Here is a 22,117-nt window from a genome sequence, read left to right as displayed (position 1 = left end):
ACCATTTAATGAATACTAAACTCAGGGCCTTTGCAGAACAGGTATTAGTTGTACTTAATGTATTTATTCTCTTTTTGCTCATATTCCTCCATAAGCTTACTGTGCCATATTGGTTGCAGCCTGCAGGAAGAATGCATCCGTTAGTACTGCATTTCCCGATCGTGCTTTTAATGCTGGCAATAGGCATGGAAGTATATCGTATTGCTAACCGGAATACAAATCTCACTTCATTTTATAAAAATTTTTCAGGAGGCTTACTGCTCGCAGGTATTTTATTTACAGGCATAACTGTAATAATGGGCTTGTTTTTATCCCGTGAGGAAGGATATGGAGGTGATACACTGGAGTGGCATAAGTGGACCGGCGCAGCTGTTTTTTTTATTGCGTCTGTTATTTACTGGGTACGGAATAAACTTTGGTATTCTGTTACCGCTTCGTGGTTTTTTGCTGTACTAATGATGCTCACATTAATTGTTACCGGGCATTATGGCGCTACGCTTACGCACGGTGAAGATTTTATTATGCAGCCTATTTATGCCAATATAAAAAAACCTTCCGTTCCTATTGAGCAGGCAATAGTATATGAGCATGTAGTGCAGCCAATACTCGAAAACAAATGTGTAAGCTGTCATAACCCCAATAAATTAAAAGGTGAATTGGCGCTCACAGATTCTATAGCTTTAGCTAAAGGAGGAAAGACGGGTAAGCTTTTTGTGCCAGGCAATCCCGATATCAGTTTGCTGCTTGAACGTGTGCATTTGCCGCTGGAAGAAGAAAAGCATATGCCGCCCGAAGGCAAGCCCCAGCTTACCAGGGAGGAGATAACGTTGCTGACTTTATGGATAAGGGGAGATGCAAAATTTTCTCAGAAAGTCATAGACATCGCCGAGGGCGATTCATTACGCATACTGGCAACAGCCATACTGAAGCCGGAAGACAAAGACGAAAAATATGATTTCTCTGCTGCAGACGAAACAACGGTGGCAAAGCTCAACAATGATTACCGTACTATTGCGCCGGTGGCAAAGGGCTCACCTGCATTGGATGTAAGTATATATAATCGTGATTTGTACAGTACAAAGCAACTGGATGAACTGGATGCTATTAAGAAGCAGGTAGTATCTGTAAGCCTGAATAAACTACCTGTTAAAGATGAAGATTTGAAAAGTGTAAGCAGGTTTGAAAATTTAAGAAGGCTTGACCTGAATTTTACTGATGTAACAGAAAAAGGACTGGATGCTTTAACCGCTTTAAAACATTTGCATACACTTTCACTTTCAGGTACAAAGCTTTCTTTTGCGGGGTTAAAAGATAAAATAGCCAATCTTAAAAGTTTGAAAACATTATCTGTATGGAATACAGGGCTTACGCCGGAGGACGTAGCTCAGTTGAAAAATGCATATAGGGGCATAAGTTTTATTGAAGGGTTTAAGGATGATGGAAAGGATACGTTGAAATTAAATCCCCCGCAGGTAAAGAATGATGAAATGGTTTTCGCCAGCGCAATACCTGTACAATTGTTTCATCCTGTGCGTGGCGTTCAGATACGGTTCACATTAGATGGCACAGAACCTGATAGTATACATTCACCTGTTTTTGATAATACTACTATTATTGATAAAAAAACTACGGTTAAGGCCAAAGCCTTTAAAGATGGCTGGTACAGCAGTGATGCGGTAACCTTTGATTTTTTAAAAAATTCATTTGTGCCGGATAGTGTTGTATTACTACAGCCACTTAATAGTGTGCATCAGGCCGAGGGGGCAAAAACATTTTTCAATAAAAAGCTTGGTGCTATTGGTGCCAATAACCCGGCATGGGCAAACTTCTGGGCAGGTGTTAGAAAAAATGATATGGAACTGGTAGCCATGTTTAATCAGCCGGTAACCATCTCTTCCTATGGTTTGCACTATATGCTTGAAACAACTACCGGTATTTATCCGCCTGGGCTTGTTGAAGTTTGGGGTGGAGAAAATGAAAGCAGGGTGAAGTTACTTACTACCATAAAACCGGTAATGCCGGAACCAGGCGGTAAACCAACACTCGAAACTTTAGAAGCTTCTTTTAAGCCTCAATCAGTTTCCTGTCTTAAAATAATTGTAAAACCCCATGTAGAAAAAGACCGGAGGTTTTTGGTGCTGATAGATGAGATGTTTTTGAATTAGATTTTGAGAAATCGGAACCTCCTTTAACGAACATAAAAGTTAGTTTCTTCAATTGCTTTTGCTCTCTTCACCATTTTCCTCCAACTACTGTTATCGTTCAGCGAAACCCATCTTCGCTCTTCACTTCTATAGTGCCAATCTTTATCCTTTTGGTAAAATATTTTTAAATCTAGTCCTTCAACAATTTTTAATATTTCGTTGTCATGATAATTCAGTTCATCAAAATCAGTATATGCCAATTGAGCCATTTCAGAATAAAGCTCATTTAGTTCGAGCAGCTTATTATTTAAACCCGCCTCAAGCTCATCAACATTCAGCCCGATTTTTTTTGCCTCTTTTATCGTGATGGGATAAGAGTGAGAGGGGTAATTAGAATTGAGTGCATTACTGATTTTTTCTGCTTTTTTTAGATCCCTCATATGATAGGACAATATATCAGTTGTTAATTTAATTGAAAGTGAAGTCACTCTGTCAACAGATCCTATAACTAACGGATGAATATACTTATAGATATCCGCATAAGGATTTATATCAGAAACCTGTTTATTTGAATTCCACAAATTTATTACCCGCACAAGTTCATTTTGACTAACGCTTACCCGGTCGTTATCCTTATCAACAGGAGACAAATCGTGTGTTATAGATGTGTCAATTGCCGATAAATAGGCAAGAGGTCCCATCTTTATAGAGTCTGCACCAAGAACCAGCATGGTTGCAGCAGATGCACAATCCAGCGGCACAAGTGCAACTATGTTTTTATAAAATTTTCTCAAAAGGTTCACAATCCTTAACGATGCTTCTCCAGACCCACCATCGCTTTTTACATATAGGTAAAGTGTATTTTTCCTGTTTTTATTTTTACATACTTCATAAAAAGGAATAGTATCGTCACCTATAATTCTGCTATTTGATGAAATCCAGTAAGCAAGAAAGTCTCCATCAAGATTTTGAGAAATTGACCTGATAAGATTTTGAGTTTCATTAAAAAGCTTAGGCGGTGTCTTAATAGATTTCTTGCTTGCCATAAGAATTATCGCTTTTATATATTACACTATCTCTTTCACTACATTCTCTACCATCTTCGGTTTGCCCAGCGTATAGTAATGCAGAATAGGCACTCCTGATTTTTTTAATTCAACAGATTGCTGCTTCAGCCATTCTGTGCCTACCAGCTCTACATCTGCATCGGTTTTGCATTTCAGTATTTCAATGCTCAGGTCTGTAGGTATATCTACATTGAATGTGCGGGGTATTACGCTCAGTTGTTTTTTGGAAGAAATAGGTTTGAGCCCTGGAATAATAGGAACGTTAATGCTATTGGCGCGGCAGTTATCTACAAAATCAAAAAATTTTTTATTATCGAAGAACATTTGAGTAACAATATATTCTGCCCCCGCATCTACTTTAGCCTTAAGGTAACTAAGGTCAGTTGCAAGGTTTGGCGCTTCAAAATGTTTTTCAGGGTAGCCGGCAACACCCATACAAAAATTAGTACGGAACCCATTCCGGATATTATCTTCAAGATAGATGCCATTGTTGAGGTTAGCGGTTTGTTTTAAAAGGTCAATCGCGTAACGGTGACCTTCAGGTTCTGGCTCAAAAAAAGCCTCATTTTTGGCGGCATCCCCACGGAGCAATAACACATTGTCTATACCAAGAAAATACAGGTCAATCAGCGCATCTTCCGTTTCGCGAATGGTAAAACCTCCACAAATAAGGTGAGGCACCGCATCAACCTTATAATGGTTCATGATAGCTGCACATATGCCAACAGTACCGGGTCTTTTTCTTATCTCAACCTTTTCAAAATTTCCATCAGCCTTCTTTTTAAAAATATGTTCGGCCCTGTGATAAGTAACATTTATAAATGAAGGTTTGAATTCCATTAAAGGATCAAGATGATCATAAATAGAATTAATGGTTTTCCCTTTTAAAGGAGGAAGTATTTCAAATGATACTAATGTTTTTTTAGCCTGTTTTATATGATCTGTAACTTTCATTGCCTTAGTTTCAAATAATTTGCAAACATAATTCAATCGGGGCATACCAAAAATACCTGTTAAAACAGCCCGGCAGATATTACCAATGCTTTCTATACTGTATTTTTGCGCAAATCGTTACTCTTGAGCTTAACTATACACACAAGTAATCTGGTAAAGCAATACAGCAGCCGCACTGTTGTAAATCATGTATCTGTTGAAGTAAAGCAGGGCGAAATAGTAGGATTGCTTGGTCCTAATGGCGCCGGCAAAACCACTACTTTTTATATGGTGGTGGGGCTGATCAAGCCCGATGAAGGAGAGGTTTTTCTGGACGATAAGAATATTACAAAGCTTCCGATGTATAAAAGAGCGCAGATGGGTATTGGTTACCTGCCGCAGGAGGCTTCTGTTTTCAGGAAACTTACTGTAGAGGATAATATTTCCGCAGTGCTTGAAATAACCAGTCTCAGCAAAGCGCAGCAAAAAGAAAAGCTGGAAGCATTGCTGGATGAATTCCGTTTACATCATGTACGTAAGAACAATGGAGACTCCTTAAGTGGTGGTGAAAGAAGAAGAACAGAAATTGCCCGCGCCTTAGCTGTTGATCCCAAATTTATTTTGCTGGATGAGCCTTTTGCGGGTGTTGACCCGATTGCGGTAGAAGATATTCAATCTGTTGTGGCAAGGCTAAAATATAAGAACATTGGCATTTTGATTACCGACCATAATGTAAATGAAACGCTCTCTATTTGCGACAGGGCATATCTCCTGATTGATGGCAAAATATTTAAACACGGTACAGCTGAAGAACTTGCGGCAGACGACCAGGTTAAACGGCTCTATCTCGGCAGAAATTTTGAGCTTAAGCGCAAAGACTACCTGCATGAAGAAGCAATGAAAGGGATGAGCGAAATTCCTTCGATGGATAAAGAAATATAGCCTTTTATACCCTGGATTCCGGCGTTTTGCGTGTACGGTATAATTCAGTATTACAACCTTTAAGGAGTTGAGAAACAATAAGACCAATTAGGCGGTATCCTTAAATTGCTTAATAGGTGTGCAGAATGTGTCCGGACTAACTTCGATCGCCCTCATTTCACTTAATTTCTTTATTTTGCCGCTGCACAATGGGCATATTAAGTACAACAATATCACAACTTGCACGCATGCGCTTATGGCGCATTGAAGCGTGGATAGAAAATCCTGTAGCCTCTCAGAGGGAAGTGTTGCAGGACCTGGTTACTTCAGCGCAATACACGGAATTTGGCAGAAAATATAATTTCTCTTCATTATTCTCTACCCGCGATTTTAAAAAAGAAATCCCGATTCATGAATATGACGACCTGAAGCCTTATATACAAAGGATGATGAACGGTGAAGAGAATATTTTATGGAATACCCCTATACAGTGGTATGCAAAAAGCAGTGGTACAACCAGTGATAAAAGTAAGTTTATACCTGTAAGTAAGGAGAGCCTTGAAGAGTGCCATTACAAAGGCGCAAAGGATACCCTTACGATGTATTACAATTTTAACCCCGATTCGGAATTACTAACCGGTAAAGGGCTTGTAATAGGCGGAAGTCATACCATTAACCAGATTAATGACGATGTGCACTTTGGCGATTTAAGTGCTGTATTGCTGCAGAATTCCCCTGTATGGGGGCAGTGGATAAGAACGCCGGAACTGTCAATAGCGCTTATGGATGAGTGGGAGTCTAAAATAGAAAGGCTGGCAGAAAGCACCATCAGGGAAAATGTGACTTCTATATCCGGCGTACCTACCTGGACGCTGGTGTTGTTTAAAAGAATTCTTGAGATAACAGGTAAAAAAAACATGGCTGAAGTTTGGCCGTCGCTGGAATTATATATTCATGGCGGCGTTTCGTTTACCCCTTATCGTGAGCAATTCAGAAAGCTGATTGGTAAAGACATTTATTATATAGATTCTTATAATGCCAGTGAAGGTTTTTTTGCGGCACAGGATAATCCGGGAGCTGAGGGCATGCTGCTTTTCGTTGATCATGGCATATTCATGGAGTTTATGCCTTTTGAAGAATATGGTAAGAAAGATCCGCAGACCATTGGATTAAAAGATGTGGAGATCGGCAAAAATTACGCTCCTGTAATCAGTACCAATGGCGGGCTTTGGCGTTACCTGCTTGGTGATACCATCCAGTTTACCAGCCTGCGCCCATTTCGTATAAAGGTGAGCGGAAGGTTAAAACATTTTATTAACGCGTTTGGAGAAGAAGTGATTGTGGATAATACCGACAAAGCTGTTTCAATAGCCTGTAAAACAACCGGCGCAATTGTGAATGACTATACCGCTGCTCCTGTATATTTCGGAGAAGAATCAAACGGCGCGCATGAATGGCTGATTGAATTTGAGAAACAACCTGATGATGTTAATGTATTCTCAGCCGAACTGGATAAAGCATTACAATCTATTAACAGCGATTATGAAGCAAAACGTCATAAAAATATCGCGTTAAGACAACCTATAGTTCATGTGATGGACAAAGGGTTTTTTAATGACTGGTTAAAAAGCAAAGGAAAACTCGGCGGGCAGCATAAGGTGCCCAGGTTGAGCAATGAACGTAATTTTATAGAGGAAATGCTTCAATTCAAACCATGATATGTCAATAGCCAAAAGAATAAAACGCCTTAAGCTGGTTCATTGGTTATACAACCTCAGGCATTTTAAAGCGTTAAAGCATAACAGGAAAGCATACCGTAAATATGGCATTCATAAGCCTCTGTTTGCTTCTATTTCCAGTAAAGATTTTCCCGATAAAACTTCGAAAGCCTGGCTTGACCTTGAAGACTCTGCTGCCGCAGCTCCGTTAAAAAAAGCATTTTCATCCTTTACACCGGATATACAGGCAAAAATAAAAAATTGGTCGGCTAAAGGTTATCTTATAATAGAGGGATTATTGAAAGATGATGAGGTTGACGCGATAAATGCAGAGATAGCAGGCTTACAGCAATCAGGCAAAATAAAATTTACCAACGGCAACAAATTAATGTTTGCCAACAGGATATCATCCCTTATACAAAGTATCACCACGCATCCTCAAATTAAATCGATACTTGACTTTCTTTTAAATAAAAATGTCGTTCCCTTTCAAACCATCAATTTTATTAATGGCAGTGAGCAAAGGGCACATTCAGACAGCATTCACATGACCACTTACCCGCTGGGCTATCTGATAGCAGCCTGGATAGCGCTGGAAGATATTACACCAGATAATGGACCACTGTTTTATTATCCCGGCAGCCATAAGCTTCCTTTTTTATTAAACAGTGACTATAACAACACATCTTCATTATTAACTTTGGGAAATAAAAAATACAGCGATTATGAAGATGTGCTGGAAGATGTGCTGAATGAAAATCATTTTGAAGCAAAAACCTTTCTTGCCAAAAAAGGAGATGTATTGATATGGCATGCCAATCTTGTACATGGTGGAGCACCGATACTCAATAAAGCGTTAACCAGGAAGAGCATGGTTATTCATTATTACGCGGATGATGTAATAAAGTATCACGAAATAACCGAACGCCCCTCCTTACTGAAAGAGCATTGATCAAGTTCTTTATTTATCTTGCAAATAATATCATACTTAAAACCAGAATATAATTCATGAAATTGCTGAATAATAAAGTTGCCATTGTAACCGGCGGCTCAAGAGGAATAGGCGAAGCTATAGCATTGAAACTTGCGGAACACGGAGCAAATATCGCATTTACCTATGTAAGTGACGGCAGTGCGGCCAAAGCTGCTGCTCTTGAAGAAAAACTAAAAGCGTTTGGTGTTAAGGCCAAAGCTTATCAAAGCAATGCCGGCGATTTTGCACAATGCGAAGCATTAGTGAACGATGTGGTTAAGGAGTTTGGTACGGTTGATATTTGTATAAACAATGCAGGCATTTCTAAAGATAACCTCCTGCTTCGTCTTACAAGCGAGCAATGGGATGATGTAATAAATACCAATCTTAAAAGCGTATACAATATGACCAAACAGGTTATACGCCCGATGATGAAAGCGAAATCCGGCAGTATAATAAATATGAGCTCCATCATTGGTATTATAGGTAATGCAGGGCAAAGCAGCTATGCGGCAAGTAAAGCCGGTATTATAGGCTTTACAAAAAGTATAGCTAAAGAATTAGGTAGCAGAAATATACGCTGTAATGCCATTGCACCTGGCTTTATTGAAACCGATATGACCGGCTATCTTAAAGAAGGAGATACGGCTGATAAATACAAGGCGGATATTCCGCTGGGTCGTTTTGGGTCAGGGGAGAACATTGCAGATACGGTTTTATTCCTTGCCTGTGATTGGAGTAGTTATATTACCGGGCAGACCCTAAGCGTTTGCGGGGGATTAAATATGTAATTTTCACTGGTTTATATTTCAGGAAAGCCACATCGTACTGATGTGGCTTTTGGCTTTTAGATATTAATTTTCTGTTATGCAACTTACCGGTTTAAATTTCCGTCCTTAAGAACTATTAACTCAACCCTGCATTTTTATTAATACTTAAACAAATACTTATGAGATTTTATTTTTTGCAGGCTGAAGAGCTCGTAAACAAAGGAACAAACGTTGCTTCCAAATTTATTGATTCTGCAATTACATATGCCCCCAAGGTAATTGGTGCCATCGTATTTTATATAATAGGAAGCTGGATAATTGGCCGCCTGGGCATTTTATTGAAAAAATCCTTAAGTGCAAGAAAATTTGATCCATCATTACAAACATTTCTTGTTTCATTTTTTAAAATTCTTTGTCTTGTTCTACTCATCATTACCATATTTGGTATTCTTGGTGTAGATACTTCTTCTTTTGCTGCACTTATAGTTGGTGCCGGTGTAGCCATTGGTTCAGCATTAAATGGTACGCTTGGTAATTTTGCAGGCGGAGTAATGATGCTGATATTTAAGCCTTTTAAAATAGGTGATATTATCGAAGCGCAGGGTATAGCAGGTACTGTTACAGAGCAGGGCGTTTTTAATACTACTTTGCTTACTCCTGATAATAAAACGGTTATTTTACCCAACGGGCCACTTTCAACCGGTGTTATCACAAACTTCAATACACATGGTAATCTGCGTGTTGACATCAGCATGGCGGTTGCACCGGAGGTGTCAATTGATAAAGCCCGCGCAGTAGCAATCCAGGCTATGTTATCTCATCCCAAAGTATTAAAAGATCCTTCACCTGAGGTAAGCGTGATGAAAGTTGGTGATGGGATGACAACATTAGCTATCCGCCCCTATACAACACAAACTGATTACTGGGATGTTTTCTTCGGGGTGCAGGAAGCAGTAAAAACTGCGTTTGATTTGAATGGTATTGCGGGGCCAATCCCACATAGGGTAATAATTCAAAAATAACAAATAACGCTTATATTAAATCTAAAAGGCTGCCCCAGGCAGCCTTTTAGATTTAATATCCCGGTTTAATTTGGCCGGGATATTCAGCTATGATATCTCTTATCCTTTTGCAAATCTTTCTTCTACTTTTTTCCAATCAATCACATTCCAGATTGCAGCAAGATAATCCGGGCGCTTATTTTGGTATTTCAGGTAATAAGCATGTTCCCAAACATCCACACCTAAAAGTGGGCTTCCTTTTACCTCAGCAACATCCATTAAGGGATTATCCTGGTTAGGGGTGCTTGTTACTTCTAATTTACCATCTTTTAAAATCAGCCATGCCCAGCCACTGCCAAAGCGTGTTGCGCCTGCGGTATTTAATTTTGTTTTGAATTCATCAAAGCTGCCGAAAGCGCTGTTTATAGCTTCAGCCAGCTTGCCTGAAGGGGCGCCGCCATTTTTAGAAAGCGTTTCCCAAAAGAAGGTGTGATTCCAGTGACCACCGCCGTTGTTGCGAACAGCCGGGCTGATGGAACCTGCACTCTTTACCAGTTCTTCAAGCGATTTATCTTCATTGGGTGTGCCCGCAATTGCTTTATTGAGATTGTCAACATAAGCCTGGTGATGCTTGTCATGATGTATCTGCATTGTGAGGGTATCAATATAGGGCTCTAATGCATCATATGCATAAGGCAAAGCCGGTAATGTAAAAGCCATGATCTATAGTTTTAATTGTGAAATAAAATATTATCGGGAATAGCAAATGTACAGAGTAATATAATTTTTCTTTTGTTTTAATATTTTATGCTTGTTTTTTGTAGGTAAATCAAATCATAAATAATGCCGTAATATTCTTTTTTAAAACACCATTAAATTTCTTTGTTTTTTACAATCAAAATTCCCTATTTTTGCCGCCCTTATTGATAAGGAACTACAATCCTCCTTAGCTCAGTTGGTTAGAGCATCTGACTGTTAATCAGAGGGTCTCAGGTTCAAGTCCTGAAGGGGGAGCTTAAAAATCAACAACTTACAAAGTCGCCATTGGCGGCTTTTTCATTTTTGCCAGTAATTTGCCAGTAGCTGGGGCAATCTTGAAACAAAGAACAGTTTATATTTTAAAGTTACTTCAATTTATGCTGACTATATCCTCCTTTATTTATCAACTTTCACTTAAAAGTATAACTGAATAAAGAAGGTAAATGAATTTCGGTCGGACAATCTGCCGAAAACATCGGAAACCCATGTCCGGTTTTTAGAAGATTCAATCCGTTAGCAGCCAGAAAACCGGCTTTGGACTCATCACGCAGAAAGCATGCATTTAAACCGGAATATAATATACCACAATGGATTGGAGACGGCCGGCCTTCTGCCTGATACCGCCGGGATATTATACAGACCATAATATTTATGCGAAAGAGCAATTACAAAATCTACATTGACCTGATTTTTAAGACAAAGGCTGATATATAATAGTCTATTTGCTTTGTGAGTTCATGCCTCAACATATTTGTGTTTAATGCACCTTTATATTGACTGATCAGCTTTTCGGCAATATGAGTTAGTTGTTTTTTTAATTCCTGCATGTACCGGCCTTGCATTTGCTGAAAAACATTTTCATCCCATTGCCTGTTTAATCTTTTGGCATGCCGTACAAAGTTTTCAGCAATAGCCTGAAATAAGCCTGACGCCTCGCTCCTGAATTGTGATACAACGATTTCAATATCTTTTTCCATTCCTGCATATTTAAACGCGGTAACAAACTGCATTAATGCTCATGCCCGCTCCTACGGAAGCAAAAACAATATTATCTCCCGCTAATATTTCATGCCCGGCAATGCCTCCTTTGCGAACCATATGATACAAGGTAGGTACTGTAGCTACAGAACTATTGCCTAACCACTGAATGTTCATGGGCATAATATTTTGAGGAGATGATAGCCCGTATGATTCAAATAATCTTTTTACAATCTCTTCATCCATTTTTTCATTAGCCTGGTGTATAAATATCTTCTTTATCTGGCTGATAGCTATTCCACATTCTTCTATGCAGCGTCTTATGGCCGCGGGAACATGTGTCAATGCATATTCATACACTTTTCTTCCCTTCATTTTCATGAACAGCCTGTTGCCATTACGGGCGTTGTATGATTTGCCCATGCTGATATAGTTCAACTCATCGCCGCTATGTGTTTGAGCGCAGGTACCAAGCACGCCGGAACCCTCTTCACCTGTTTCAAGATATTCGAGCACACAGGCTCCGGCCCCGTCGGAAAAAATCATACTGTCCCTGTCGCAGGGATCAACAATACGCGACAGTGTTTCTGCTCCGATTATCAATACTTTTTTAGCCATGCCAGCTTTAAAGTACGCTTCAGACTGGATCAATGCCTGTATCCAGCCCGGGCAGCCAAAAAGAATATCATAAGCAATGCATTGCGGATTACGGATGGCGAGCCGGTGCTTTACCTTGCCAGCCAGCGACGGCACGTTCTGAGATTGGATATTCTGGTAAACAATATCACCAAAATTATGCGCAACAATTACCTGGTCTAATGTTTCAGGATCAATGCCGCTATCCTTTAATGCCTGCATTCCGGCAAAAGCTGCAATATCTGATGTGTTCAAATACTCCGGTATATAACGTCTCTCCCGAATACCTGTAATCTTCTGAAATTTTTCAACAATAATGGTTGGTTCATCTGCTATGGGCAAACCCTTGTCATCGTAGAACAAATTACTTAAAAAGTGTTCATTAGAGCGAAGCACTTCAGGAATATATGATCCGGTGCCTGTAATAACTGATTTCATCATAGTGTGCAAATAATTTAGCAGCGTATTGATTGAGTTGAATTTAATTTTACTATAAGGGGAATTTAAATTTCTTTTGTTTTTTGATGCCACTTCTTCGAATCCTAAAGTCAGTTTTTATAGATAGAGGCTACAGGCTTACGGTTTACCAGGCGGATCACATGCAGCCAATGAAGTAATTTTATAACCGGGTATACAGGATCAATTTCATGCCATTTTCTTCCAAAATTAACAGCAGAAGGGTTTTTATGATGATTGTTGTGATACGATTCTCCCAGCATAAAAATATCAATTGAGCAGAGATTGCGAGATGAGTTTTTAAGCCTGAAATTTATGTATCCGTATTTATGCGCATACCAGTTGATAATCGCTCCATGAAATGCTCCCATGATGAATACGATGGGTAGCAAAAAGAAGGTCCACCAAAATGAAGGCAGCAATATAAATACTGCAATGTAAATGAGCGCCCACAGGATTCTTGATGCAGGATGATGTCCCCACCGGTCGAGCCATTGCCAATCGGGTAAGTATTTTGTAAAGCGCTCTTCTATATCAACATTGCCGCGATAAATATTATTGTATATCTTTCTGGTACGCCACATCATCTGAAACACATTCTTTGAGAAAGCAGGAGAATGGGGATCTTTTTCTGTATCAGTATAAGCATGATGCATACGATGCATGATGGCATAAGTACGTGGGCTCATATACGAAGAGCCCTGTGTAATATAGGAAAATATGTAAAAGACGCGCTCCCAAAAGATATTCATTTTGAATGCTCCGTGCGCTGCATACCTGTGATGGAAGAAGGTTTGAAAAAACAAAGACGAATACCATAAAACGGCAAAAAAAATAATTGCGGCCATTATTAATTATTTAGTAAAAAAAATAGAAGCCGCGATAATTATTTTGACAATTTCCTGTAAAACATCATGGAGAATGTACTGCAGAAGCCGGAGAAATTTTTTCGTGTTTTCTACATATATAAAGATACATTTTTTGTTGTTAAGGAAAATACAATTACCACACTTTCATTAAGTAAATTCCGGAGGCGGGCATACAAAAATAAAAGCATTAGTTAGTTGTATACCTGTTGTACGATATTGACCACTTCCCGGTTTGATAATTTAGAATGTGAGAATTATGTAACTAACCTAAATGTTTATGTAATGCTGCGCGGCATAAGAATGCTCATCTTTACAATGCAATGAGGGTTAATAAAATTTTGTTTATCGCTACCTCAAATAGTAGCATTGGAACCACGACAGGGAAAACCGGAGTCTGGCTTGAGGAGCTTGCTACACCCTATTACATTTTCAGAGAAGCTGGTGCTGATATTAGTATTGCGTCGCCCCTTGGCGGTAAGGTGCCGCTTGATCCCAAAGGACAATCTATTATAGTTGCAACGAGACGAACAAAGCGTTTTCTCCAGGACAGGCAGGCTATGGATTTTATTGCTGATTCAGGAACATTTGAAAAAATAGAGATCAATACGTTTGATGCTGTATTTCTGCCCGGTGGACATGGATGTTTATGGGATCTTACAAACAATGTTTTATTAAAAATGTTATTAGAGGGATTTATTTTTCAGCATAAGCCCATGGCGTTGCAAAGCCAGGCTGTGGCGAGTATGTTAACATTGCAAAACCCAGATGGAGGATTGTGGATCAAAGATAAACGGGTGACCGCTTTTAGTAATAGCGAAGAAAAATCTACGGGATTAGCTTCAGTAGTTCCTTTGCTGATAGAAAATGAGCTTATTTCAGTTGGTGCATTGTATAGTAAATGTGAAGATTATGCCAGCTATGTAGTTGTAGATGGCAATATCATTACAGGTCAAAATCCGGCTTCCGCAGAAGCTGTAGCAAAACAAACACTGGCACAGCTACAGCGCAACGAATATTTTTCTGTGGTGAAACGCGAACAATTGATAAATAAAAGCAGTTCATTGTAGTGTTTCTCTTTGAACTTATTCATTATTAATTTGATCCGGCAAGCAATAATGCTTCGGGCAAATGCTGTGGAAAAGACATTTTCTCATAATATAAATATTATCATGATTATAAAATATATAGGAGCCATTTTAATAAGCGCATGTTCTGTTGGTTGCCTCCAGGCACAAATACAGAGGGGAAGCGTATTGATGGGGGGAGAGATTTCTGATCTCAACTGGAGCCTGAGTGATAAAGGGTCATTCAGTGGCAGGCTGAGTCCTAAAGCGGCATTTTTTATAAAAGATAATATAGCAGTAGGATCGTATATAAGCTTTCATGCTACAGTGTCTGAAGGTACAAGCCCTTCAACCACATATGGAGTCGGTATTTTAGGGAGGTATTATTGGGGCGATAGAAATAGCAATCTTTTCAGAAAAAGCAAATTCTTTGCAGAAGGGACTGTAGGTATTGAAGGTAATAATCCTGCTGAAGGCGATAATACGAATGGACTTGGCTTAAGCGCGGGGCCTGGTATAGCATATTTTATTTCCCCTGCAATTGGATTGGAAGCACTTGCCAAATATAAAGGTATAGCCGGATTTTGGTCTGCACCACTCTCTCATAATATAGTGATTAGCTTTGGCTTCCAGATATATCTTACCAGGAGTAGTGACAAATATGACAATAGATAACATTAATCCCTATCAAAGAGTTCTTGATAAAAAATCTTCATCAAAATATAAAATTATGCTTACAGTAATTGTACATCTTGAAGCAAAGAATGAAAAAGATACTTTGTCAATTATACATGATCTCGGAAAAGGAGTTGCATTTTTTGATCATCCCAAACTGGCTTACTTAAAACAGGAGATGCTGTTTTCCGGAACAGAAGTAAAACCCCGGCAAAGAGAAGTGGTGGCAACAGAGTACTTTTTGGAAATAGAAACAAATCCGTCTCTTGAGAAAAGGATTAGGCAGGCGTTGAGCTTATAAAGAGCCCCGGAAATACCGGAAGCACAATAGTTGCCGCAGAGATTAGTATGCAATAGTTTTTCTCCTTATGATATTTTTTATAAAGCCTGAGAGCGAATTACAAATGCAAACAAAATAATAAACTGAAAGTTTATGAAACATTATGACAAATATCTCATTCTACCTACCGATTTATTCGATCCTGCAAATTTTTCATTTGTTGCGGATGAGATCCGTCTTATTAACGAAAAAACAGAAAATGTTTCATCTGTTTTTAAATCCGATATTATTATATCATTCTTAAAAGATCATTCGCTGAAGAAGAATTGGATAGAACAGAACCCACAGTTAACAGAAATGATGACGTCGGGAATATTGTCGGCTGGCGGCACAGAAGCACTGTTTGCATCCTGTATTAACAATCCTGTATTCCGGCAAGATCTTGAAAATTATGTAAATGAGCTTATCCCGTTTGAGGAAGAGGCAGAAATTCGTTCCTGATACTGTTTCTATTGATTACTTATCTTTCGGAACGTACCTTCATATTCTATCAAGGTATGTAATACCCTGATCTTACTTATTATTTTATATTTGAAGTTACGCCGGAATTTAAATTTGCCTGTTTGAATAAGCGCTTCTTCATAAATAATAACAGCCTCATTCAAATGTCCTAGATTTTCTTGCTTTAATCCTTCCATAAATAATAAGTCGCAAGCGTTTTTCCTTGTGGCAATAAGAAACAATAGCACAATTAAAATGATCAAAACAAGGACGAATAAAAATATGTAATAATAGAATGGCATATATTTTTATTAAGTGTAACCAATTGCTAAGGTCGCGTATTACACTGTTCTCGCTGTTATAACTTATACACATTATATTGCAGGATTTACAGGTTTTCCAGCATATTGCGTCTCTTTTCTTTTAAAGCTTTAAAATGAGAAGGAGTGAGACCTGTTATTTTCTTGAACTGGTTTGAAAGATGTGAAACACTGCTGTAATGCATCTGGTAGGCAATTTCTGTAAGATTAAGTTCATTATATACCAATAGCTCTTTTACTCTTTCAATTTTATGCGTGATAATGAATTTTTCAATAGTTATACCCTGTACTTCCGAGAACAGGTTAGCTAAATAGGTGTAATCGTAATTAAGTTTTTGGCTGAGAAACGTCGAGAAATTAATAATTAACGGTTCTTCCGTATAATGAACGTGTTCAATAATTACATTCTTGATCCTTTCTATTAACACACTCTTCTTGTCATCCATCAATTCAAGACCATAGGATACTAAATCTGACTTTAACAATTCTCTTTGAGAAGGAGTGAGGATTTCTTCCACATCTATCTCCCCGAGCTCAATTGTCCTAAACGGGATACCCAATTTTGAAAGTGACTCTTTTACGACCATCTTACAACGGATACATACCATATTTTTTATAAACAGCTTCACAAAAATTCTATTAAAAATATATTCCCAACGAAAGAATTATTTTAATTATCACACCATGCTAAAGGTACTACTAAAAAATGGCAGTCTATAAAAATGATAATCAGTCATATTGTGTGAATGTTACAACTTTTACACATTGATATGTAACAAAAACAGCAATGCGCTGTGGTAGCTTTGTATCTACAAAAACAAAATAAAATGAAAACATTACTTGTAGGAATTGGCGCTTTGGCGATGGTTGTTACTACTCATTTCTCCGCATTTAGCCAGGAAGATAAAAGGAGCGCACAGGCAAGAAAAGAGTTCGCAGAGGCAAAAAAGAATTTAACAAAGGCAAAGATTGATTCGGCCGCAGATTTTGAACAGTTTAAACTCGAAGCGGAGAACAAAATTGAGGAGAATAAAAAAAAGATCACAGAGCTAAGGCTGGCTGATGCTGATTTAAGCCTGGATCTTAAAAAAAAGTATGATAAAAAAATAACGGCGCTCCAGGAGAAAAATAACAAGCTTCAAAAGCAAATAGATGAATCTGCAGATACTAAAACCAGTAAATGGACTGAGTTTAAAAAAGAATTTAACCAGGATATGAACGAACTGACAGATGCCATTAAAAACATCGGGCGGAGAAATCATACTGAATAAACAGATAATTGTTTATTCCTGACCAGGCAGATTTACAATATAGAAAAGACCAGATAATATATAATATCTGGTCTTTTTTATTGGCTGGTTTAATAATTTAGAGTAAACCAATTATTTACCATGGATCAGCGATCACAATCCGCGGTCCAAACAGCACCGTCTTTGGCATAACCAATGATCAGCTTACTGGCAGTAATACGAATAAGTTTAGCTGCATCTTCATCAATAGAAACGACAGCATTGCTTCCTTCATTTTTAAATTCAACTCCTTTTAAATCCGGGATCCCATCAGAAAACACGAAGTTGTAGTTATTGCCTACTTTCACAACAGTAACTTTCCCATCATCCGTGGATTTATTTTCCCCCTCTTTTACATAACTTATTTTTCCTTTGTAGGTGCCTACAAACAAATTGTTGTCGGTGGGATCATCTTTTTTGCTGCAAGAAGCAATCACAACAGCGCCAAGCAACAATAAGGCCGATAATTTCAGATAATTTTTCATTTTTTTATTTAAATTGTATATCTATACTTTCCAAAACACATTCCAAAATTGCCCTGTTAACAAAACTTTATTAATAGATTTTGGCATGACGATTTTCAAAGGAAAGAATAAAGCGCGTTCCAACATTTCTTTCAGATTGAACCCGTACGTTAACTTCGTTTGATGCAAGCAGTGATAGTGTTACCGGCAGACCCAAGCCTACGCCTTTAGGTTTTGTAGTGAAATACGCCCTGAAGATATTTTTAAGATTTTCTTTTTCTATTCCCGCTCCATTGTCTTCAATTACCAGGGTGCATTTTCCATCATCAGCTATCGTTGTAATAATTAACTCACCACCGGATACCGGCAAGGATTCTATGGCGTTAATAATAATATTCGTCAGCGCAGTCTTTATTTCTTCTTTATTGACCAAAACAGCAGAAGCAAGGCGTGTATAATTTTTCGTGATCTTAACATGCGACAAAAAAAACCTGTCTGCATTTGCATTTAATGTTTCTTCTACCAATTGATGTAGGGGGTATTCTTTTAACACATATATTTCGTGAAATGAAGCCAGTGCGTGTGTTATAATATCATTTATTCGCTCATTACTCTTCATGATCATTTCGAGATATCTTTTTTGCATATGATCGGTGCTGCTATTTTGTAATACTTCTACCGCAAGTTTGATAGTAGCTAATGGATTTCGAACCTCGTGAATCAGAGAAGTAAGAAACTGATCGTTTTTCCCATGAATGGATAGCACCCCAACATCCGTTGCCTTAGAAACAGAAGGAAGATAAGAAGTATTCATGCCGGGCGTTTTAGAAAATGATAAAAGAATATTATTGCTTTATTTAAGGAGTACTTTATTCATACCCGCTTTTAATCACAGTCGATATCATTTTGAACCTGCCGTTTGGCTTTATATAATTGGAGGTATGGGCGGGAATAATTATCCCCTGGCCCGACACGAGCAGATTAGAAATATTATCAATCACAATTTCAGCTTTGCCTTCTATAATCTGAACAAATGTATCAAACGGAGATATCTTTTCTGTTAAGCCTTCGCCACTGTCGAATGACATAATGCTGATATTACCGGTAGATTTTTTTATGATGGTTTTAATTACAACTGAGTTGGCCATATATTCTATGATTTCAACAATGATATGTACCTTGGATTTTTCAAATTCAGATGATTCTTCTGCTTCATTTGTTTTTTCATTCTTCATCAGTAAAGTATTTTAATGTATAATTTAAATAACATGAGATGGGGTTTTATAAATAATAAGCACAAGATAAAGGGCCGGGATAGACATCCAGCCCTGATTTTTAAATCCAATATCCTATGAAAATCCAAATCAAAGGTAATCTGGTAAAAAGTCCTGATACTTATACGTTCTATAGAATAGTTTATATAATTCACACAATCCTGTAATTTTTAATAACAGACGAGATAGTTTTAAGAAGCGAACAGTATGATACCCTTTTCCTTTTTATTAAGGTACAACGATCAAAAATATATAGAGCAGAAATATGGCTAACAGCACAATGCCTTGCAGTATGTTAGTGCGGCCTGTAGCCAGGGAAACGACAATGGTGAACTGGGCTAACAGCAATAATACCATTGCTTTCATATCTATGCCCAGGGTTATATGTACGCCGGTTATGATGGATACAGCTGCCACGGCCGGTATGGTAAGTCCTATACTGGCGAGCGCAGAGCCAAGCGCCAGGTTAAGACTTGTTTGCAGCCGGTTTTTGTTTGCAGCCCTGAACGCTGCTAACCCTTCCGGTAATAAAACAATTGCAGCAATAATAACGCCTACAAGGGATTTAGGCGCCCCGGCTTTCAATACTGTTTCTTCTATGTGCGGTGCAAGCGATTTAGCGAGCAGCACAACTACTCCCAGGCATAACAACAGTATGACGGCACTTATAAAGGTTGTCCGGGCAGTAGGCTTTTCCGGAAGAATATCCTCGTCTTTAGTTGTTTCAGGCGATAAAAAATAGGGACGATGCCTGATGGCCTGGATCATAATAAAGGTAATATAGAGCACTACGCAAAGAACTGCGACAAAACCAAGTTGAATCGTACTATACTCCGACACACCCGCACTTAGTGTATAGTTAGGTAAAATCAGTGAAAACACCAGTATAGTTGTAAGCGTAACCAGGGCTGCACTTACGCCCTGAAGCTCGAAAGCCTGCTCTTTATACCTGGCTGCGCCAACTAAAATGCATAGCCCGATGATGCCTGTGAGTATGATCATTACAGACGACAATACTGTATCTCTGGCAAGCGCCCTGGTTTCAAGCTCGCCACCTGTCAGCATAAGCGAAACGATCAGCGCTACTTCAATGATCGTGATCGCTAATGCCAGCAATAGTGTGCCAAATGGCTCTCCAACCCTGAATGCTATAACTTCTGCATGATGTACAGCAGCAAGCACAGAGCCTGCAAGTAATGTGCTTAGAAAGAGAGAATATATATAACTATCAAATAACGGAATAAAAAAATAACCGATCCAGGCTAGTAATGGTATTACAATAGTCCATAAAAGAGTAAATATTTGTTTTCGCATAAATCATAAATATCAATGTTGTTTTCATTGACATTTGCATATAAAACAGAGCTCCTTACTTTCTGAGCAAAGAGTAGAAGTAACTTATCTACATTGTTTCTTTCATTATGTTTAGCAATATTCTTTACCGTTTGTTATGTAAGGCGGGCGTATGAAAATTGTATATTCTTGTATATATGCTCAGGATCAGTTCGAGATAACGGCAATTTTTCTCAATAAGTGAAGTACAACCTCTCTTTTTTTATTAAGCCTGGTTTCCAACCTGCTTATAAGCTCATTTTCCTTTCCAATCTCAAACCGCAGGTCATTATCCGTAAGTTTTTCAAACCTCTTTTTAAGTAAAGCCGCTTGTGTATTCCAATCTCCTGTGATTTTAAACGGCATCATACTTTTCTTTTTACTATTGTTCATTATACTGAATTTTAATTTGAAATGCTTTGTTTCAGGTCAAAGGTGGTACAATTAAAAAGGTTTGAGGTTACATCATTACAGCTAATGATTACATAAATCACTGTTCCCTAACAACGCTCCTCATAGCTCCGGCTATCCTACCCGATCGAGATTATTTAATGACATAACCCAAAAATCGTTATCAAAAACATTTTAGAATAATTAAGTATAAAATCTGAACAATTCCAAATTTCAATACGGAGTTGCGAATTACCTTCCCGGGCATGTTTTTAATCCAGGGTAAAATGATAATTTAAGATTTTACTCCTGTAAGCGTGGAGAATGAGGCTCCGTTAAATATCCGCGCTAAGCTAATGTCTTTTGTTTTCTTCCACTGCTCTACCCTTGTAACATCCACAACCCGCCAAAAATTTTTCAATTTCAGTTCATGATAATCCCTGGTAAAAATAAAAAGCCCCGTCACCTTTGGGCGTCCTTTAAAATGTATATTAACTGTCGCATGTCTTTTTATTTGCTTTCTTATATATCCCTCAATTTTTTCTATATGCATGTGTGTATTAATTGTTGTAGTTAAAATTTTATTATCAGCGTTTAAAATAAACTAACCGGGTTGCCGTCAGGCTTTTACAAAGGGTTGCTAATATTTGCTCATGGACATTTACAAAAATCCAAAGCCCTGCTTTTATTGGAGCGCTTACCGGTAATTATTTGAAAACTGAAAAATATTTGAGAAAATGGCAGATGTAAAATGAAGTTGAGAAGGATGGACTGCTTACAAAAGCGATAAAACTCAAATTGTCAAGCCAAAGGTATGGAAAAATATCCGCAAAACACTTTTGATTATACGTTATTAACCTTATTGGTATTTAAATCCTTCGGAATATTATTGGCAAAGCTAAAGTGTCGCCCGGTAGTGAACAGTTCTGAAGAGAGAAATGATTGTTCTTATATGATGTATCAATTGCCGGAATAAGGGATGCTCATTTAGCTCCGAATATGTAAGTGTCATTTCCCTGTCAAGCTTAGCCGGTACTATATTTTGTATCTCCGCTATTGAAAAATTATATGCAGATAATTCAGATGGCTTCAGTTTTGCTTTGGTGTTATTAAAATGCCCTTCCATCTTGTCTATTATCTCATCTTTCAGTTTAATGGTAGCAATTCGCCCGTCGTCAGATGAAAACTGCCCGGCTAACCTTTCAAGCTCATCAACAATCAACATTGTAATATTTTAGGTAAATGTAACTATACTATCTGACGGACACGCATTTATTTAAGAAAGTGAAGATGCGTTACATTT

General features: G+C 38.2%; 25 protein-coding genes and 1 tRNA gene. 12 read left to right on the top strand and 14 right to left on the bottom strand.

All coding sequences use genetic code 11. The annotated features are described in order from the left end of the window. Positions 1–8: 8 nt before the first annotated feature. Positions 9–2,165 carry a c-type cytochrome domain-containing protein gene (locus DC498_RS18480; RefSeq protein WP_116875636.1) on the top strand — a complete coding sequence of 719 codons (2,157 nt, stop codon included), beginning with the start codon at positions 9–11 and terminating at the stop codon, positions 2,163–2,165. 23 nt (positions 2,166–2,188) lie between these two features. Here DC498_RS18480 and DC498_RS18475 read toward each other — a convergent pair whose 3' ends face one another. Then, positions 2,189–3,190 carry an SDH family Clp fold serine proteinase gene (locus tag DC498_RS18475; protein ID WP_116875635.1) on the bottom strand — a complete coding sequence of 334 codons (1,002 nt, stop codon included), beginning with the start codon at positions 3,188–3,190 and terminating at the stop codon, positions 2,189–2,191. A 21-nt stretch (positions 3,191–3,211) separates the two neighbouring features. Continuing rightward, the gene (locus DC498_RS18470) at positions 3,212–4,165 is read right to left on the bottom strand and encodes a methylenetetrahydrofolate reductase (protein WP_116875672.1); all 954 of its coding nucleotides are present in this window, start codon (positions 4,163–4,165) and stop codon (positions 3,212–3,214) included. A gap of 123 nt (positions 4,166–4,288) precedes the next feature. On the opposite strand from DC498_RS18470, the gene lptB reads away from it, so the two are divergent. From lptB to DC498_RS18445, 5 genes are all read left to right on the top strand, one after another. After that, positions 4,289–5,086, top strand: coding sequence for an LPS export ABC transporter ATP-binding protein (lptB, locus tag DC498_RS18465; protein ID WP_116875634.1), 798 nt, complete (start codon positions 4,289–4,291; stop codon positions 5,084–5,086). Positions 5,087–5,274: 188 nt separating this feature from the next. Beyond that, the gene (locus tag DC498_RS18460; RefSeq protein WP_116875633.1) at positions 5,275–6,783 is read left to right on the top strand and encodes a GH3 auxin-responsive promoter family protein; all 1,509 of its coding nucleotides are present in this window, start codon (positions 5,275–5,277) and stop codon (positions 6,781–6,783) included. A 1-nt stretch (position 6,784) separates the two neighbouring features. Then, positions 6,785–7,735: a phytanoyl-CoA dioxygenase family protein gene (locus DC498_RS18455; RefSeq protein ID WP_116875632.1), complete on the top strand. Its 951-nt coding sequence runs from the start codon at positions 6,785–6,787 to the stop codon at positions 7,733–7,735. A 56-nt stretch (positions 7,736–7,791) separates the two neighbouring features. Next, positions 7,792–8,547 (top strand): 3-oxoacyl-[acyl-carrier-protein] reductase, encoded by a 756-nt coding sequence (gene fabG / locus DC498_RS18450; RefSeq protein ID WP_116875631.1) that lies wholly within the window; start codon positions 7,792–7,794, stop codon positions 8,545–8,547. Positions 8,548–8,705: 158 nt separating this feature from the next. Next, complete coding sequence (locus DC498_RS18445; RefSeq protein ID WP_116875630.1) at positions 8,706–9,548, top strand: mechanosensitive ion channel family protein; 843 nt, start codon at positions 8,706–8,708, stop codon at positions 9,546–9,548. Positions 9,549–9,647: 99 nt separating this feature from the next. Here DC498_RS18445 and DC498_RS18440 read toward each other — a convergent pair whose 3' ends face one another. Then, a complete protein-coding gene (locus DC498_RS18440; RefSeq protein WP_116875629.1) occupies positions 9,648–10,247 on the bottom strand; it encodes a superoxide dismutase in 600 nt (199 codons plus the stop codon). 220 nt (positions 10,248–10,467) lie between these two features. Here DC498_RS18440 and DC498_RS18435 point away from each other — a divergent pair. Beyond that, a tRNA-Asn gene (locus DC498_RS18435) sits at positions 10,468–10,541 on the top strand. Positions 10,542–10,960: 419 nt separating this feature from the next. On the opposite strand, the gene DC498_RS18430 is transcribed toward DC498_RS18435, so the two are convergent. The 3 genes from DC498_RS18430 to DC498_RS18420 all read right to left on the bottom strand — a co-directional run bounded on the left by DC498_RS18430 (position 10,961) and on the right by DC498_RS18420 (position 13,204). Beyond that, positions 10,961–11,263 carry a hypothetical protein gene (locus tag DC498_RS18430; RefSeq protein WP_133176894.1) on the bottom strand — a complete coding sequence of 101 codons (303 nt, stop codon included), beginning with the start codon at positions 11,261–11,263 and terminating at the stop codon, positions 10,961–10,963. Between the two features lie 10 nt (positions 11,264–11,273). Then, positions 11,274–12,341 carry a 3-oxoacyl-ACP synthase III family protein gene (locus DC498_RS18425; protein WP_116875671.1) on the bottom strand — a complete coding sequence of 356 codons (1,068 nt, stop codon included), beginning with the start codon at positions 12,339–12,341 and terminating at the stop codon, positions 11,274–11,276. Positions 12,342–12,448: 107 nt separating this feature from the next. Continuing rightward, entirely contained in the window at positions 12,449–13,204 is a 756-nt protein-coding gene (locus DC498_RS18420) for an acyl-CoA desaturase (RefSeq protein ID WP_116875627.1), read from the bottom strand. Positions 13,205–13,545: 341 nt separating this feature from the next. On the opposite strand from DC498_RS18420, the gene DC498_RS18415 reads away from it, so the two are divergent. The 4 genes from DC498_RS18415 (at position 13,546) to DC498_RS18400 (ending at position 15,745) form a co-directional block, all read left to right on the top strand. Beyond that, a complete protein-coding gene (locus DC498_RS18415; RefSeq protein ID WP_116875626.1) occupies positions 13,546–14,292 on the top strand; it encodes a type 1 glutamine amidotransferase domain-containing protein in 747 nt (248 codons plus the stop codon). Between the two features lie 102 nt (positions 14,293–14,394). Continuing rightward, positions 14,395–14,964, top strand: a complete 570-nt coding sequence (locus tag DC498_RS18410) for a hypothetical protein (protein ID WP_133176893.1) — start codon at positions 14,395–14,397, stop codon at positions 14,962–14,964. Positions 14,965–15,019: 55 nt separating this feature from the next. Then, positions 15,020–15,265 (top strand): hypothetical protein, encoded by a 246-nt coding sequence (locus DC498_RS18405; protein ID WP_133176892.1) that lies wholly within the window; start codon positions 15,020–15,022, stop codon positions 15,263–15,265. A 132-nt stretch (positions 15,266–15,397) separates the two neighbouring features. Further along, positions 15,398–15,745, top strand: coding sequence for a hypothetical protein (locus DC498_RS18400; protein ID WP_116875623.1), 348 nt, complete (start codon positions 15,398–15,400; stop codon positions 15,743–15,745). A 388-nt stretch (positions 15,746–16,133) separates the two neighbouring features. Here DC498_RS18400 and DC498_RS18390 read toward each other — a convergent pair whose 3' ends face one another. After that, positions 16,134–16,694 (bottom strand): helix-turn-helix domain-containing protein, encoded by a 561-nt coding sequence (locus tag DC498_RS18390; protein ID WP_206197689.1) that lies wholly within the window; start codon positions 16,692–16,694, stop codon positions 16,134–16,136. Positions 16,695–16,892: 198 nt separating this feature from the next. Here DC498_RS18390 and DC498_RS18385 point away from each other — a divergent pair, with 198 nt between their 5' ends. Then, positions 16,893–17,336 carry a hypothetical protein gene (locus tag DC498_RS18385; protein ID WP_116875620.1) on the top strand — a complete coding sequence of 148 codons (444 nt, stop codon included), beginning with the start codon at positions 16,893–16,895 and terminating at the stop codon, positions 17,334–17,336. Positions 17,337–17,461: 125 nt separating this feature from the next. Here DC498_RS18385 and DC498_RS18380 read toward each other — a convergent pair whose 3' ends face one another. The 7 genes from DC498_RS18380 to DC498_RS18350 all read right to left on the bottom strand — a co-directional run bounded on the left by DC498_RS18380 (position 17,462) and on the right by DC498_RS18350 (position 22,039). Continuing rightward, positions 17,462–17,839 carry a hypothetical protein gene (locus tag DC498_RS18380; protein WP_116875619.1) on the bottom strand — a complete coding sequence of 126 codons (378 nt, stop codon included), beginning with the start codon at positions 17,837–17,839 and terminating at the stop codon, positions 17,462–17,464. Positions 17,840–17,909: 70 nt separating this feature from the next. After that, entirely contained in the window at positions 17,910–18,632 is a 723-nt protein-coding gene (locus tag DC498_RS18375; RefSeq protein ID WP_116875618.1) for an ATP-binding protein, read from the bottom strand. A 55-nt stretch (positions 18,633–18,687) separates the two neighbouring features. Next, complete coding sequence (locus tag DC498_RS18370) at positions 18,688–19,053, bottom strand: cupin domain-containing protein (RefSeq protein WP_116875617.1); 366 nt, start codon at positions 19,051–19,053, stop codon at positions 18,688–18,690. A 267-nt stretch (positions 19,054–19,320) separates the two neighbouring features. Then, complete coding sequence (locus tag DC498_RS18365) at positions 19,321–20,406, bottom strand: calcium:proton antiporter (RefSeq protein WP_116875616.1); 1,086 nt, start codon at positions 20,404–20,406, stop codon at positions 19,321–19,323. 186 nt (positions 20,407–20,592) lie between these two features. Continuing rightward, on the bottom strand, positions 20,593–20,817 hold the full coding sequence (locus DC498_RS18360) for a hypothetical protein (protein WP_116875615.1): 225 nt from the start codon (positions 20,815–20,817) through the stop codon (positions 20,593–20,595). A gap of 292 nt (positions 20,818–21,109) precedes the next feature. Beyond that, positions 21,110–21,367, bottom strand: coding sequence for a short-chain dehydrogenase (locus DC498_RS18355; protein ID WP_116875614.1), 258 nt, complete (start codon positions 21,365–21,367; stop codon positions 21,110–21,112). A 345-nt stretch (positions 21,368–21,712) separates the two neighbouring features. Next, a complete protein-coding gene (locus tag DC498_RS18350; protein ID WP_116875613.1) occupies positions 21,713–22,039 on the bottom strand; it encodes a hypothetical protein in 327 nt (108 codons plus the stop codon). Between the last annotated feature and the right edge of the window lie 78 nt (positions 22,040–22,117).

It is taken from the genome of Terrimonas sp., assembly GCF_003075435.1.
Taxonomy (GTDB): Bacteria; Bacteroidota; Bacteroidia; order Chitinophagales; family Chitinophagaceae; genus Agriterribacter.
This window is presented reverse-complemented; position numbering and strand designations above follow the sequence as displayed.